Consider the following 14,433-nt stretch of genomic DNA (forward strand, 5'->3'; position numbering starts at 1 on the left):
CAGTCGGGCGAGGCCGGGGGCGCGGCCGCGCCGGGCGCCGACCCGCTCGGGCTCGCGGCCGCGGAGGACCCCGGGGCCGGCTTGGCGCCGTGCTTGCCGGGCCGCCCCTTGCCGGCCCCGGCGGAGACCGCGGCGACCCCCTCCGACTCGACCGCCGCCCCCTCGTGCCCGGCGGAGACCGACGGCCTGGGGGCCTTCCCGTCGTCGCTCACACTCATGCAGCCCGCCGAGGCCGCGACCACCAGCGCGGTCACGGCCAAACGGACGGGGGCGGACAACTGGCGCACGGGTGGCCTCCGGGGCGCGGGCAGGGCAGGGTCGCCTTGCCCAACTCCCTTTTCCCCGCCGGGGACACGCCCGGGACCCCGCCCGTACGAACGGGATTCCGACGGGTGGTCCTTCGGTGGCGAATCGCTGGCGAATCCGGTCCCGCCCGGTCAGGTCGAGGCGGACCCGGTCGAGTCCGGAGAAACAGGCTCCCGGCGAAACAGGCTCTTACGCCGGCGTGCCACCGACCAGCCCCGCCCCCAGGAACACCGCGCCGAGCCCCACGAGCACCGACGCCGCCACGTTCGCCGCCGCGAGGAACCGCCAGCCGCGCTCGGCCAGCCGCAACGTCTCGTACGAGAACGTCGAGTACGTGGTGAGCGCCCCGCACAGCCCGGTGCCCAGCAGCGCGTACGCCTCCGAGGAGGCGGCGGCGCCCGCCAGCGCGCCGAGCAGCAGGCTCCCGGCCGCGTTGACCACGAACGTTCCCCAGGGGAACACCGAGTCGTGCCGGGCCTGGACCGCGCGGTCCGTGACGTACCGCAGCGGCGCGCCGACGGCCGCGCCCAGGACCACCAGGAGCCAGGTCATGTCCGCACCCTCTCGCCACCGGCCCGTGCGCCCAGCGCCCGCCGGGTCGCCGCCGCGGCCAGCGCGACCGCGCCGAGCGCCCCCAGGAGCGTCCCGGCCGCGTAGGCCATCGCGAGCCCCGGCTGCTGCCGGGCGAGCAGCCGCGCGACCTCCACGGCGTACGTCGAGAAGGTCGTGAAGCCGCCGAGCACACCGACCCCGAGGAACGGCCGCACCAGGGGGTGGGCGCCGCGCCCGCCCTCGCTGATCAGCGGCATCAGGACGCCGATGAGGGCACAGCCCAGGACGTTGATCAGCAGCGTCGGCCAGGGGAAGCCGCCGCCGTGCACCGGCCAGGCCAGCGCGAGGCCGTACCGGGCGCTCGCCCCCAGCGCCCCGCCCGCCGAGATCACCGCGAGGACCGGCCACTTCGCCCCGCCGGCCGTCTCGGCGCGCTGGGCGGGAACGTGGAGGTCGACGTCCGGATCGATCGCCTCCGGGCGCTCGGGTGCGCTCACCCGTAGCCCAGGGCGTGCAGACGCTCGTCGTCGATGCCGAAGTGGTGGGCGATCTCATGGACGACGGTCACCTCGGTCTCGGCGACCACGTCCTCCCGGGACTCGCACATCCGCAGGGTCGGGCCCCGGTAGATGGTGATCCGGTCGGGGAGCACACCCGCGTACCACTCGCCGCGGTCGGTGAGCGGGGTCCCCTCGTAGAGCCCGAGCAGCTCGGGGTCGTCGGCGGCGGGCTCGTCCTCGACGAACACGGCGACGTTGTCCATCAGCCGGGTCAGCTCCGGCGGGATGCGGTCCAGCGCCTCGGCGACCAGTTCCTCGAACTCCTCGCGCGTCATCTCCAGCACGCGGCCATTGTCACGCATGGGGCGCGCGGACGCCCCGGACCGGTGCCCCCGAGGCCCCGCTCAGGGGCGCCGACGAGGCCCCGGGAAACCGTTTTGGCGATAGCTCCTTCCATCCCATATGCTTCTCACGTCCCCGACGCGCTGCGAAGCGCCCAGGTGGGCCCTTAGCCCTCATCGTCTAGTGGCCCAGGACGCCGCCCTTTCAAGGCGGTAGCACGGGTTCGAATCCCGTTGGGGGCACGCATTACCGTGTGCGAGACTGGTGCTCGCACATTGCTTGGTCCTGTGGAGCAGTTTGGAGTGCTCGCCACCCTGTCAAGGTGGAGGCCGCGGGTTCAAATCCCGTCAGGACCGCTGGTGTTTCACGTGAAACACCGTGGCTGGGTAGCTCAGTTGGTACGAGCGATCGCCTGAAAAGCGATAGGTCGCCGGTTCGACCCCGGCCCCAGCCACAACCGGAAGGCCCCGTCCACTGGACGGGGCCTTCCTCGTTCTCACTCCGTCCCGGCCCCGCGCTCGCGCGCCCGCCGGGCGCCTACGCCGAGGACCAGCGCGACCAGCGCCACCACCCCCGTCAGCAGCGCCCAGTCCGGGACCGCGTCGCCGAACGAGCGGGCCCACTGCTCGGCGGCGTACGAGTCGTCGACGCTCGGCAGACCGGGCAGCGCCGTGGCCCCGTCGAACGCCAGGAACAGGCTCCCCAGGGCGATGAAGAACAGGCCCGAGAGCAGCGAGGTGGTGTGCAGCTCGAAGCGGCCGAGCCGGACGACCCGGCCGCGCAGCCAGCGGCGCCGGGCGAGGCCGAAGCGCTCCCACAGCAGCGCGAGCAGGAACAGCGGGGCCGCCATGCCCAGCGCGTACACCGCGAGCAGCAGCCCGCCGTAGACCGGACTGCCGCTGACCGCCGCCACCGTCAGGACGCTGCCCAGGATCGGCCCGGCGCAGAAACCCGCCAGGCCGTAGACCGCGCCCAGGGCGTAGACCGAGGCGGCCGTGGTCGGGCGGATGCGGCCGGACAGCTCGGTGATGCGGCGGCTGGCGAAGCCCATGCCGAGGATCTGGGCGGCGCCGAGCGCGATGATCAGCCAGCCGCCGAAGAGGACCAGCTGGTCGCGGTGGCCGTAGAAGAGCCGTCCCGCGTACGAGCCCGCCGCGCCCAGCGGGACCAGGGTGGTGGCCAGGCCCGCGTAGAAGATGCCGGTACGGGCCAGCAGCCGCGAGGCGGAGTCGATCGAGTACGCGAAGAAGGCCGGGAGCAGCAGGGCGCTGCACGGGCTGAGCAGCGCCAGCAGACCGCCCAGGAACGCGGCCAGATAGCCGATGTCGGGGGTCACTTTCCGGCGCCCTTCGAAGCGGCGTCCTTCGTGGCGGCGGTCTTCGAGGCGGTGGCCTGCGCGGCCTTGTACTCGGCGGCCTCGTCGACCGCCTGGGCGAAGGCGTCCAGCGGCTGGGCGCCGGCCAGCGGGCGCCCGTTGATCACGAACGAGGGGGTGGAGCTGGCGCCCAGCGAGTACGCCTCGTCCTGGTCCTTCTTCACCGAGGACTTCGCCGCGTCGCTGTCCGCGTCCCGGACGAACCGGTCGAGGTCGCCGACGCCCGCCTGCTCGGCCAGCGCGCGCAGCCGGTCCTTGCCGAAGCCCTTCTCCTTGGCGCCGTGGGCGTAGGCGGCCGTGTGGAACTGCCAGAACCGGCCCTGCTGCCCGGCCGCCCAGGCCGCCCGCGCCGCGGCCTCCGACTCGGCGCCGAAGATCGGCATGTTGCGCCACTCGATGCGCAGGGTGCCGGCGTCGACGTACTTCTTCACCAGCGCGGGCTCGGTGTCGCGGGCGAACTTGCCGCAGTACGAGCACTTGAAGTCGGCGTACTCGATCATCACCACGGGTGCGTCCGCGCGGCCCTGGGCCAGCGCGTCCTTGCCGTCGCGCCGGGCCAGCTTCTCCAGCTCGGGGAAGGTGCCGGCGGGCGGCTCGACGGCCTGCGCCGAGGAGTCGGCGCCCTTCTTCGCGCCGCCGGACGAGCTCGCCCCGTACGAGGCGATCCCGAGCACGGCAGCCGCCGCGACCACGGCGGCCCCGATCACGAACGGCTTCTTGGACTTGGACTTGGACGCAGGGGTGCCCTTGGGCTGGGACATAGAGGTCTCCGTGTACGTACGCGCACCGCCGCGAGGGCGCGGCGGGAAAGGGGAAAGGGACGGCCGGTCGTGGGGACCGGCCGCCTAGACCCTCAGTACGGAGAGCTCGACGGGAGTGGGCGTGGCGCGGGTGGGGCCGCGGACCGGCGGGTCGCGGTGCTCCACGGCCTGCGCGGCGAGCGCCGCCGGGGCGAGCCGCTCGCCCATGGCCGGGGCCTGGTCGTAGGCGGTACGGGCCCGGACGGGTGCGGCGGGGTCGGCGCCCCTGTCCTGCTTGCCGCCCTGCTTGCAGCCGGGCGAGCCGTCGACGGGGGTGGACAGCTGGGTACGGGGTGCCTCGGCCGGGGTGGCGGCCGCCGCCGGGGACGGGCCGCCGCACAGCAGTGCCGCCGCGATGGCGAGCACGATCAGCAGCGCGGCGGGGAGGCTGCGGTGCGGGGCGGTGCGGGGCATGCCCGAAATGGTAGGCGCTTTTCCCGGGACCACCCCCCGGCCCCCTCCACCTGCGACCCGGCGACGGGTTCCCCGCGCCCCTGCTGTGCCCGGCCTTTGCCTGCGGCCCGGTGGCCGGTTGCTCGCGCCGTTCCCCGCGCCCCTGAAAACCCTCCTTCGTCTGCGGGCTCTGGGTGGCTGGTCGCGCAGTTCCCCGCGCCCCTAAAAGCCTGGTGGCTGAGCTGAGTGCTCCGCTCGGCCCAACCCCCCAGGGGCGCGGGGAACTGCGCGACCAGCCACCCACTCACCCGCAGACAAAGACCGGACACCCCAGGGGCGCGGGGAACTGCGCGAGAAGCGGCCACCGCCCGCAGACGACGAACCACCTAGGGGCGCGAGGAACTGCGCGAGCAACCCACCACTCAGCCGCAGACAAAGACCGGGCACCCCAGGGGCGCGGGGAACTGCGCGAGCGGCCCACCACTCAGCCGCAGACAGAGGCCGGGCTCACTGAAATGCGTTCGCCAGGGGCGTGCGGTGGGTGAGATCCTGAGGCAGGTATGTCTACTTCCTTTGCCGATCTCCAGACCCTGCTCGGCGAGATCTCGCTGCGTGACGCCCACCGGCTCGGCCGCCGCCTCGACGGCGCCCGCCGCATCAAGAAGCCCGAGGCCCGGCAGGCCGTGCTCGACGAGATCGCCGCCGAGGCCGCGAAGTCCGCCGAGCGCGTCGCCCGGCGGGCCTCCCGCGTGCCCGAGGTCACGTACCCCGAACAGCTCCCGGTCAGCCAGAAGAAGGACGCGATCCTGGAGGCGATACGGGACCACCAGGTCGTGATCGTCGCGGGTGAGACCGGCTCCGGCAAGACCACCCAGATCCCCAAGATCTGCATGGAGCTGGGCCGGGGCGTCCGCGGGATGATCGGGCACACCCAGCCCCGCAGGATCGCCGCCCGTACGGTCGCGGACCGGATCGCGGACGAGCTGAAGACCCCGCTCGGCGAGGCGGTCGGCTGGAAGGTCCGGTTCACCGACCAGGTCGACCAGGACGCGACCTTCGTGAAGCTGATGACGGACGGCATCCTGCTCGCCGAGATCCAGACCGACCGCGAGCTGCGCGCCTACGACACGATCATCATCGACGAGGCCCACGAGCGGTCCCTCAACATCGACTTCCTGCTGGGCTATCTGGCCCAGCTGCTGCCCAGGCGCCCCGACCTCAAGGTCGTCATCACCTCGGCGACCATCGACCCCGAGCGCTTCTCCCGCCACTTCGGCGACGCCCCCATCGTCGAGGTCAGCGGGCGTACGTACCCCGTCGAGGTGCGCTATCGCCCCCTCCTCGAAGAGGACTCGGACGACGCCGACCGGGACCAGATCACCGCGATCTGCGACGCCGTCGACGAGCTCCAGTCCGAAGGCCCCGGCGACATCCTGGTCTTCCTCTCCGGCGAGCGCGAGATCCGCGACACGGCGGACGCGCTGAACAAGAAGAACCTGCGGTCCACGGAAGTGCTGCCGCTGTACGCGCGCCTGAGCCACGCCGAGCAGCACCGCGTCTTCCAGCAGCACACCGGGCGCAGGATCGTTCTCGCGACCAACGTCGCCGAGACCTCGCTGACCGTGCCGGGCATCAAGTACGTCATCGACCCGGGCACCGCCCGTATCTCCCGCTACAGCCACCGCACCAAGGTGCAGCGGCTGCCCATCGAGGCGGTCTCGCAGGCCAGCGCCAACCAGCGCAAGGGCCGCTGCGGCCGTACCAGCGACGGCGTCTGCATCCGGCTGTATTCGGAGGACGACTTCCTCTCCCGGCCCGAGTTCACCGACGCGGAGATCCTGCGCACCAACCTGGCCTCCGTCATCCTCCAGATGACCGCCGCCGGGCTCGGCGACATCGAGAAGTTCCCCTTCATCGACCCGCCGGACCACCGCAACATCCGCGACGGCGTCCAGCTCCTCCAGGAGCTGCACGCGCTGGACCCGGCCGAGAAGGACCCCCGCAAGCGGCTCACCCCGATGGGCCGCAAGCTGGCGCAGCTGCCGGTCGACCCGCGGCTCGCCCGGATGGTCCTGGAGGCCGACAAGAACGGCTGTGTCCGCGAGGTGATGGTGATCGCGGCGGCGCTCTCCATCCAGGACCCGCGCGAGCGCCCCTCCGACAAGCAGGCCCAGGCCGACCAGCAGCACGCCCGCTTCAAGGACGAGACCAGCGACTTCCTCGCCTTCCTCAACCTGTGGCGCTATGTGCGCGAACAGCAGAAGGAGCGCGGCTCCTCCAGCTTCCGCCGGATGTGCAAGCAGGAGTACCTGAACTTCCTGCGCATCCGCGAGTGGCAGGACATCTACTCCCAGCTGCGCACGGTCGCCAAGACCATGGGCATCCACCTCAACGAGGAGGACGCCCCCGAGCAGTCCGTCCACACCTCGCTGCTCGCCGGGCTGCTCTCGCACATCGGGCTCAAGGACACCGACAAGAACGAGTACCTCGGCGCCCGCAGCGCCAAGTTCGCGATCTTCCCCGGGTCCGCGCTCTTCAAGAAGCAGCCCAAGGTCCTGATGTCGGCCGAGCTCGTGGAGACCTCCCGGCTGTGGGCCCGGGTCAACGCGAAGATCGAGCCCGAGTGGATCGAGCCGCTCGCCCAGCACCTGGTCAAGCGCACCTACAGCGAGCCGCACTGGGAGAAGGACCAGGCCGCGGTGATGGCGTACGAGAGGGTCACGCTGTACGGCGTGCCGATCGTGGCCAACCGCAAGGTGAACTACGGCCGCATCGACCCCGAGGCCTCGCGCGAGCTGTTCATCCGCAACGCGCTGGTCGAGGGCGACTGGCGCACCCACCACAAGTTCTTCGCCGACAACCGCAAGCTGCTCACCGAGGTCGAGGAGCTGGAGCACCGGGCGCGGCGCCGCGACATCCTGGTCGACGACGAGACGCTCTTCGACTTCTACGACCAGCGGGTGCCCGAACACGTGGTGTCCGGCGCGCACTTCGACTCCTGGTGGAAGCACAAGCGCCATGAGGAGCCGGAGTTCCTGGACTTCGAGCGGGAGATGCTCATCCGGGAGTCGGCGCTCGCCGTCACCAAGGACGACTACCCGGACAACTGGCGCCAGGGCCGGCTGAAGTTCAAGGTCACCTACCAGTTCGAGCCGGGCGCGGACGCGGACGGCGTCACCGTCCACATCCCCCTCCAGGTCCTCAACCAGGTCACCGACGAGGGCTTCGACTGGCAGATCCCGGGCCTGCGCGAGGAGGTCGTCACCGAGCTCATCCGCTCGCTGCCCAAGCCGATCCGCCGCCACTACGTGCCCGCGCCCAACTTCGCCACGAAGTTCCTGGAGCGCGCGGTGCCGCTCCAGGAGCCGCTGCCCATGACGCTGGCGCGCGAGCTCCAGCGGATGGTGGGGGTCCCGGTCACGGCCGAGGACTTCGACCTCGCGCGCGTCCCGGACCACTTGAAGATCACGTTCCGGATCGTCGACGAGCGGCGCCGCAAGCTGGCCGAGGACAAGGACCTGGAGGCGCTCAAGCTCCAGCTGCGCCCCAAGGCCCGCCAGGCGCTCTCCAAGGCCGCCGCGGCGGCCGCCCCCTCCGGCGGGGTCTCCATCGAGCGCACCGGCCTCACCGACTGGACGATCGGCACCCTGACGAAGGTCTTCGAGACCAAGCGCGCGGGGCAGCCGGTGAAGGCCTACCCGGCGCTGGTCGACTCCGGCGAGAGCGTCTCCGTACGGCTCTTCGACACCGAGGCCGAGCAGCAGCAGGCGATGTGGCGCGGCACCCGGAAGCTGATCATGCTGAACATCCCGGTGAACCCGGCGAAGTTCGCCTCGGACAAGCTGACCAACCAGCACAAGCTCGCCCTGTCCCGCAATCCGCACGGCTCGGTGCAGGCGCTCTTCGAGGACTGCGCGACGGCCGCCGCCGACAAGCTGATCGCCGACCACGGGGGCCCGGCGTGGGACGAGGAGTCCTTCCGCAAGCTGTTCGACAAGGTGCGCGCCGACCTCGTCGACACGACCGTACGGACGGTGGCGCAGGTCCAGCAGATCCTGGCCGCCTGGCAGGCCTGTGAGCGCCGGCTGAAGGCCACCAACAGCCTGGTCCTGATCAACAACCTCCAGGACGTACGGGAGCAGCTGGCGGCCCTGATGCCGGCCGGCTTCGTGACCCTGACGGGGCTGCGGCGGCTGCCGGACCTGATGCGCTATCTGGTGGCGGTGGACCGGCGGCTCCAGCAGATGCCGACGTCCGTGCAGCGCGACACCACGCGCATGGAGAAGGTCCATGAGATGCAGGACGAGTACGCGTGGCTCCTCGAGCAGATGCCGCAGGGGCGGCCGGTGCCGCGGGAGGTCCTGGACATCCGCTGGATGATCGAGGAGCTGCGGGTGAGCTACTTCGCGCACGCGCTGGGTACCGCGTTCCCCGTCTCGGACAAGCGGATCGTGAAGGCGATCGACGCGGCGGTCGCGACGGCGAAGTCCTGACGGCGCCGTGACGGAGCCCTCGCCCTGAGTGAGTTCGACCTGACCAGCTGACCTGCTGTACAGTCTCTCTCGCAGCCAAGGAGCAAGCACAGGCTGCGAAACCTGGTCCTGTGGAGCAGTTTGGAGTGCTCGCCACCCTGTCAAGGTGGAGGCCGCGGGTTCAAATCCCGTCAGGACCGCAGTAGAACTGAGGCCCGCATCCTTCCTGGATGCGGGCCTCAGTGTTGTGCGCCCGCCAGGTCCGCGAGGACAACTGGGCCCGGACCCCCGGGGATCCGGGCCCACTTGGCTTTTCCGGCCGTCTTGACGCGGTCATCTGCCACCGGTACCCAGAGAGGGAAGGCAGCGGGCTTCACCCGGGAGGTGGCCATGACGGCGTCGTCCGCGAAGCACGAGACCCGGGCGCTGCTGCGCGCCCATCTGTCGGCCGCCAGCGGCTACCGGCATGTCACCCGCCACTGCCCGGTCTGCTCGCGCCTTCTGAGGCTCGCCATGGACCCCTCCGAGCCCGATCCGCTCCTCGCCGTGCCCGAGCCGCCCGAGACGCTGCCCGAGGCGCCCTGCGAGGCCCTGCCCGAGCGCCTGTCCGAGCGTCTGCCCGAGCGCCCGCCCGGCGTGCCGTCGCTGCCCGGCCCCCGGCCCGAGGACGAAGGTCCCGTCGAGCGGTGACCAATGGCGGGTGGAGCGCGCCCGGAACGGTGGCAGGCTCTGGGCAGAGGACCGGCGCAGGGGTGTGACGGGAGTCACCGAACAAGTTTTTAGAACCGGGGAACTTACGCCGTGCCTACAACCCCCCAATTTAATATGTGCAATTGCACCAGCGATCGAGGGGTGTCGGGCATGCCCCGCCAAGTACCCCCAGACGGCCCGGACAGTCCCGGATCGGGACATAAAAAGAACCGCGCTGGACCCGGCGGAGTCCAGCGCGGCCGATGACGGCGAGCCCGTTGGGGCGGGCAGTGCGTCAGTGGAGCTATGGGGTGGGCGACCGGGGTGGGGGCCCCGGAATGCCCGTTATCGGGGTGTTGTTCAGGCCTCGCTACGCTGCTGCGGAATGCCCGCGAGCAGCGCACGGACCTCTGCTTCGCGGTACCGGCGGTGTCCACCCAGCGTGCGGATGGACGTGAGCTTGCCCGCCTTCGCCCAGCGGGTGACCGTCTTCGGGTCCACGCGGAACATCGTGGCAACCTCAGCCGGGGTCAGCAGCGGCTCGGCATCAGGGGTGCGAGCGGTCATGAGCGGCCTCCTCGGGAGAACCGAACCTTCTCGGTTCTTTCCTCTAAATTCTGCACCTTGACCCGCGTTGCCCGAAATGGCGGACGCGAGCCGAGTCGGTTATAGGACGAACGGCTTGTCCTCGGCACTACAACTACACCATCTGTCCAGCCACGTCGGCCAAACCGATGGAATTGCCCTCCCAGGTGTTCATCAGCGACGGAAGCCGATGGACCATGCCATAGCGGACAGTCACGCCACAGTGACGATCAGTCACAGAGCGATCAGGAGTCATCAGACCCCCCATAGCAGGCAATGCCAAGCAATCCGCCCTTAGTTGGACGGAAGGAGCCCTCCCCGGACTCCTTGTCCTATTTTGGCACGAGGGTGGGGGATCGACGCAAGGGCCCAGTAAGTGCGGTCCGTCACGCTTGGGGCAAAGGCCCGGATCAGGACCTACGTCCCGAGCGCACGTCCGCAGGAGTCACTCAGCCGTACGAAGACACTCACCCGAACGGTTCAGCGCCCGGCCCGATCCGACGCCCCCTCAGTCCGACGGAGCCTCAGTTCGCCAGCCGGCGCTCCCTGACGGAGCGCCAGCGCTCGGTGAAGCGCTCGTACGCCCTGGCCGCCCCCGCGCCGTCACCGGCCCGCAGCGCGGCGATCCCCTCGGCCACGTCGGCCGCCGAGCGGTCCTCCTCCAGGCGCGCCCTCGGCAGGGCGTGCACCAGGCCGCCGTAGTCCAGCTCCACCAGCGAGCGCGGATGGAACTCCTCCAGCCAGCGGCCCACCTCGACCAGGCCCTCCGTCAGCGGCCCCTCGTCGATGTGGTCGCGCAGCGTCCGCAGGGCCCGCGCGAGGCGGCGGCGGGCCTGGACCATCGGGGTGCGGTAGCGCAGCACCGGGGCCACTCCGCTGTCCGCCCGGACATACTCCCTCTCTTCGTCCGAAAAGACTGTGAACCAGCTCACAGGGACATGCCAGACCGACGTCAGGATCCACGGCCGGGCGTCCGGGTTGCGCTCCCGCCACCGCTCGTAGTCCGCCGCGGCCTGCCGCCGCACCACCGGCGGCAGCAGCGCGTCGAGCACCGGCGCCGGGTACTGGCCCGCCAGCTCCTCCAGGGCCCGCCAGCCGCGCAGCCGGGTCCGCCACGGGCAGACGCACACCACTGAGTCGACCTCGGCCACGAACGCGTCCGCGCTCTCGTGGACCGGCACCGCCACCGGCGGCGTCGGCACCAGATCCGCCAGCGCGCGCCGGAGTTCGTCCTGGGCACCGGGGATGCGCCCGCGCTCCGCGTAGCGGGCCCAGTGGCCGCGCTCGGGTTCGGGGAAGGCCGCCAGCGGCTCGTACACCCGCAGATAGGACGCGTACGGGACGATCACCGAGGACACCACCGCCATGGGTCGCATCGTCCCACGCACACGCGGGGCGGGAGGGTGATCCTCGGCACTGCGCCTGATCTACGCACGCGTAGGACTTACTCTGCTCCCAGCGCGGCCCCGGGCGGGCCGCGACGCGGCCCGCCCCACCCACAGGCGGACCGCCAAACGCCGCTTCGTACTTGGGAGTCACCACCGTGACCGATGTGACCGGCGACGCCGTCAGCTCAGCAGATGTTCTGCACACCCTGTTCCGATCGGACCAGGGCGGACACGAACAGGTAGTGCTGTGCCAGGACCGCGCCACGGGCCTGAGGGCCGTCATCGCCATCCACTCCACCGCCCTGGGCCCGGCCCTCGGTGGAACGCGCTTCTACCCCTACGCGAGCGAGGCGGAGGCCGTCGCCGACGCGCTCAACCTCTCGCGCGGCATGTCCTACAAGAACGCCATGGCCGGCCTCGACCACGGCGGCGGCAAGGCCGTCATCATCGGTGACCCGGAGACCGTCAAGACCGAGGAACTGCTGCTCGCCTACGGGCGGATGGTGGCCTCGCTGGGCGGGCGCTATGTGACGGCGTGCGACGTCGGCACGTATGTCGCGGACATGGACGTCGTGGCGCGTGAGTGCCGGTGGACGACCGGCCGCTCCCCCGAGAACGGCGGCGCCGGCGACTCCTCGGTGCTGACCGCGTTCGGCGTCTTCCAGGGCATGCGGGCCAGCGCCCAGCACCTGTGGGGCGACCCGACGCTGCGCGGCCGCAAGGTGGGCGTCGCGGGCGTCGGCAAGGTGGGTCACTACCTGGTGGAGCACCTGGTGGCGGACGGCGCCGAGGTCGTGATCACGGACGTACGCGAGGAGTCGGTCCGCCGGATCCTCGACAAGCACCCCGGCAGCGTCACCGCGGTCGCCGACACCGACGCGCTGATCCGGGTGGAGGGGCTGGACATCTACGCTCCCTGCGCGCTCGGCGGCGCCCTGAACGACGAGACGGTCCCGGTGCTCACCGCGAAGATCGTGTGCGGTGCGGCCAACAACCAGCTGGCCCACCCGGGCGTCGAGAAGGACCTCGCGGACCGCGCGATCCTCTACGCGCCCGACTACGTGGTCAACGCCGGTGGCGTGATCCAGGTCGCCGACGAGCTGCACGGCTTCGACTTCGACCGCTGCAAGGCCAAGGCGTCGAAGATCTTCGACACCACGCTGGCCATATTCGCACGTGCGAAGGAGGACGGGATTCCGCCGGCCGCCGCGGCCGACCGGATCGCGGAGCAGCGCATGGCCGAGGCCCGCCCGCTCTGACGCCTTCGGCGCCCCGACCGGCCGACCGGCGAGAGAAGACTCACGCCGGTCGGCGGGTCGGACGCCGAGAAGAGGTTAAAATCGCGGTTGACCAGCGAGGAAGGGGCTCCTTGCGGGTTCTGCGAAGTGGCACGTCATGCGGGCGGCGTACCGTATGGCCGCGGAAGCAGGTACCGTTGAAGCCCTACGGACACGGTCTCTCCACGGAGAGCCCGCTCCGAACCATGAACGCGTGTCAAGACTCTGGGGCCGTCGAGCCCCGTCACCGAGGGGGTCGAGCCATGGGGCGCGGCCGGGCAAAGGCCAAGCAGACGAAGGTCGCCCGCCAGCTGAAGTACAGCAGCGGCGGGACTGACCTGTCGCGTCTGGCCAACGAGCTGGGCGCATCGACTTCGCAGCCGATCTCGAATCAGCCGCCGAATGGCGAGCCGTTCGAGGACGACGACGAGGAAGACGACCCGTACGCCCGCTATGCGGACATGTACGGGAATGACGACGAGGACGAGGACGAGGAGTCCGGTCCGTCGTCGCAGCGCCGCGGCGCTTGACTACGCTGATCCCTCTTTCGCAGCAGCTCTGATTCCTGCCGCACTGAGAACACACCGACCCGGTCCGGGGCCTGGCCCCGGACCGGGTTCTGTGCTGCCCGGGAGGGACCGCGCGGCCCCTCCCCCACGCTTCTCTACTTCGCGTAGTCGCCGGTCAGCTCGGCGCCGGCGGCGTGAGCGCCGCGCTCGGTGATCCGGCCGGCCACCCAGGCGTCCACGCCCCGGTCCGCCAGCGTCGTCAGGGCCACGTCCACCGAGGCCTCGGGGACGATCGCGATCATGCCGACGCCCATGTTCAGCGTCTTCTCCAGCTCCAGCCGCTCGACCTGACCGGCCGTGCCCACCAGGTCGAAGACCGCGCCCGGCGCCCAGGTCGAGCGGTCGACCGTGGCGTGCAGGTGGTCGGGGATGACCCGGGCCAGGTTGTTGGCGAGACCGCCGCCGGTGACATGGCTGAAACCGTGCACCTCGGTGGTACGGGTGAGGGCCAGGCAGTCCAGCGAGTAGATCTTGGTCGGCTCCAGGAGCTCCTCGCCCAGGGTCCGGCCGAACTCCTCGACGTGGCTCTCCAGCGACATCTTCGCCCGGTCGAAGAGCACGTGCCGCACGAGTGAGTACCCGTTCGAGTGAAGTCCGGACGACGCCATCGCGATGACCACGTCACCCGTGCGGATGCGATCCGCGCCGAGCAGCTGGTCGTACTCGACCACACCGGTGCCGGCGCCGGCCACGTCGAAGTCGTCGGGGCCCAGCAGTCCCGGGTGCTCCGCGGTCTCGCCGCCGACCAGTGCGCAGCCCGCCAGGACACAGCCCTCGGCGATGCCCTTGACGATGGCGGCGACCCGCTCGGGGTGCACCTTGCCGACACAGATGTAGTCGGTCATGAAGAGCGGCTCGGCGCCGCACACCACGAGGTCGTCGACGACCATGCCGACGAGGTCGTGGCCGATCGTGTCGTACACGCCCATACGGCGGGCGAGGTCGACCTTCGTACCGACGCCGTCGGTGGCGGAGGCGAGCAGCGGACGCTCGTAGCGCTTGAGGGCGGAGGCGTCGAAGAGCCCGGCGAAACCGCCGAGGCCGCCGAGGACCTCGGGGCGCTTGGTCTTCTTCACCCACTCCTTCATCAGCTCGACGGCGCGGTCGCCCGCTTCGATGTCGACGCCCGCGGCTGCGTAGCTGGCACCAGTGGTCTCAGACATGACAGTGAGAACTTTCGTGTC

At 71.0% G+C, this 14,433-nt stretch carries 13 protein-coding genes, 4 tRNA genes and 1 pseudogene; 8 read left to right on the forward strand and 10 right to left on the reverse strand.

What is annotated here, in order from left to right; genetic code table 11:
• The 4 genes and pseudogenes from ABD236_RS31515 to ABD236_RS31530 form a co-directional block, all read right to left on the reverse strand.
• Positions 1-287 (reverse strand): annotated as a pseudogene (locus ABD236_RS31515) (hypothetical protein); the annotation flags it as partial.
• 208 nt (positions 288-495) lie between these two features.
• Positions 496-858, reverse strand: coding sequence for a fluoride efflux transporter FluC (locus ABD236_RS31520; RefSeq protein WP_344079846.1), 363 nt, complete (start codon positions 856-858; stop codon positions 496-498).
• Entirely contained in the window at positions 855-1,355 is a 501-nt protein-coding gene (locus ABD236_RS31525) for a fluoride efflux transporter FluC (RefSeq protein WP_344079849.1), read from the reverse strand. The genes ABD236_RS31520 and ABD236_RS31525 overlap by 4 nt, the downstream gene beginning before the upstream one ends.
• On the reverse strand, positions 1,352-1,702 hold the full coding sequence (locus ABD236_RS31530; protein ID WP_180357222.1) for a metallopeptidase family protein: 351 nt from the start codon (positions 1,700-1,702) through the stop codon (positions 1,352-1,354). The genes ABD236_RS31525 and ABD236_RS31530 overlap by 4 nt, the downstream gene beginning before the upstream one ends.
• A gap of 167 nt (positions 1,703-1,869) precedes the next feature.
• Between ABD236_RS31530 and ABD236_RS31535 the strand changes: the two genes are divergently transcribed.
• From ABD236_RS31535 to ABD236_RS31545, 3 genes are all read left to right on the forward strand, one after another.
• Positions 1,870-1,942 (forward strand) — tRNA-Glu (locus tag ABD236_RS31535).
• Positions 1,943-1,981: 39 nt separating this feature from the next.
• Positions 1,982-2,056, forward strand: a tRNA-Asp gene (locus tag ABD236_RS31540).
• Between the two features lie 24 nt (positions 2,057-2,080).
• Positions 2,081-2,154: transfer RNA gene (locus tag ABD236_RS31545), tRNA-Phe, on the forward strand.
• Positions 2,155-2,196: 42 nt separating this feature from the next.
• Here ABD236_RS31545 and ABD236_RS31550 read toward each other — a convergent pair.
• The 3 genes from ABD236_RS31550 to ABD236_RS31560 all read right to left on the reverse strand — a co-directional run bounded on the left by ABD236_RS31550 (position 2,197) and on the right by ABD236_RS31560 (position 4,289).
• Complete coding sequence (locus tag ABD236_RS31550; protein WP_344079853.1) at positions 2,197-3,036, reverse strand: cytochrome c biogenesis CcdA family protein; 840 nt, start codon at positions 3,034-3,036, stop codon at positions 2,197-2,199.
• Complete coding sequence (locus ABD236_RS31555) at positions 3,033-3,836, reverse strand: DsbA family protein (protein WP_344079856.1); 804 nt, start codon at positions 3,834-3,836, stop codon at positions 3,033-3,035. Before ABD236_RS31555 ends, ABD236_RS31550 begins: the two co-directional genes overlap by 4 nt.
• 84 nt (positions 3,837-3,920) lie before the next feature.
• Positions 3,921-4,289: a hypothetical protein gene (locus ABD236_RS31560; RefSeq protein WP_344079859.1), complete on the reverse strand. Its 369-nt coding sequence runs from the start codon at positions 4,287-4,289 to the stop codon at positions 3,921-3,923.
• Between the two features lie 539 nt (positions 4,290-4,828).
• On the opposite strand from ABD236_RS31560, the gene hrpA reads away from it, so the two are divergent.
• From hrpA to ABD236_RS31575, 3 genes are all read left to right on the forward strand, one after another.
• Positions 4,829-8,761 (forward strand): ATP-dependent RNA helicase HrpA, encoded by a 3,933-nt coding sequence (gene hrpA / locus ABD236_RS31565; RefSeq protein WP_344079862.1) that lies wholly within the window; start codon positions 4,829-4,831, stop codon positions 8,759-8,761.
• Positions 8,762-8,865: 104 nt separating this feature from the next.
• Positions 8,866-8,940: transfer RNA gene (locus ABD236_RS31570), tRNA-Asp, on the forward strand.
• A gap of 190 nt (positions 8,941-9,130) precedes the next feature.
• Positions 9,131-9,430 carry a DUF6274 family protein gene (locus ABD236_RS31575; RefSeq protein WP_344079865.1) on the forward strand — a complete coding sequence of 100 codons (300 nt, stop codon included), beginning with the start codon at positions 9,131-9,133 and terminating at the stop codon, positions 9,428-9,430.
• A gap of 360 nt (positions 9,431-9,790) precedes the next feature.
• Here the strand turns inward: ABD236_RS31575 and bldC are convergent, their stop codons facing one another.
• Together bldC and ABD236_RS31585 are read right to left on the reverse strand one after the other, a co-directional pair.
• Positions 9,791-9,997, reverse strand: coding sequence for a developmental transcriptional regulator BldC (gene bldC, locus ABD236_RS31580; protein WP_003949541.1), 207 nt, complete (start codon positions 9,995-9,997; stop codon positions 9,791-9,793).
• Between the two features lie 542 nt (positions 9,998-10,539).
• Positions 10,540-11,382, reverse strand: a complete 843-nt coding sequence (locus ABD236_RS31585) for a DUF8083 family protein (RefSeq protein ID WP_344079868.1) — start codon at positions 11,380-11,382, stop codon at positions 10,540-10,542.
• A gap of 176 nt (positions 11,383-11,558) precedes the next feature.
• On the opposite strand from ABD236_RS31585, the gene ABD236_RS31590 reads away from it, so the two are divergent.
• Both ABD236_RS31590 and ABD236_RS31595 read left to right on the forward strand, forming a co-directional pair.
• Positions 11,559-12,662, forward strand: a complete 1,104-nt coding sequence (locus ABD236_RS31590; protein WP_344079871.1) for a Leu/Phe/Val dehydrogenase — start codon at positions 11,559-11,561, stop codon at positions 12,660-12,662.
• 281 nt (positions 12,663-12,943) lie between these two features.
• Positions 12,944-13,210, forward strand: coding sequence for a DUF3073 domain-containing protein (locus ABD236_RS31595; RefSeq protein WP_344079874.1), 267 nt, complete (start codon positions 12,944-12,946; stop codon positions 13,208-13,210).
• A gap of 134 nt (positions 13,211-13,344) precedes the next feature.
• Here the strand turns inward: ABD236_RS31595 and purM are convergent, their stop codons facing one another.
• Positions 13,345-14,412 (reverse strand): phosphoribosylformylglycinamidine cyclo-ligase, encoded by a 1,068-nt coding sequence (gene purM / locus ABD236_RS31600; RefSeq protein WP_344079877.1) that lies wholly within the window; start codon positions 14,410-14,412, stop codon positions 13,345-13,347.
• Positions 14,413-14,433 lie beyond the last annotated feature (21 nt).

Source organism: Streptomyces crystallinus (assembly GCF_039521265.1).
Taxonomy (GTDB): domain Bacteria; phylum Actinomycetota; class Actinomycetes; order Streptomycetales; family Streptomycetaceae; genus Streptomyces; species Streptomyces crystallinus.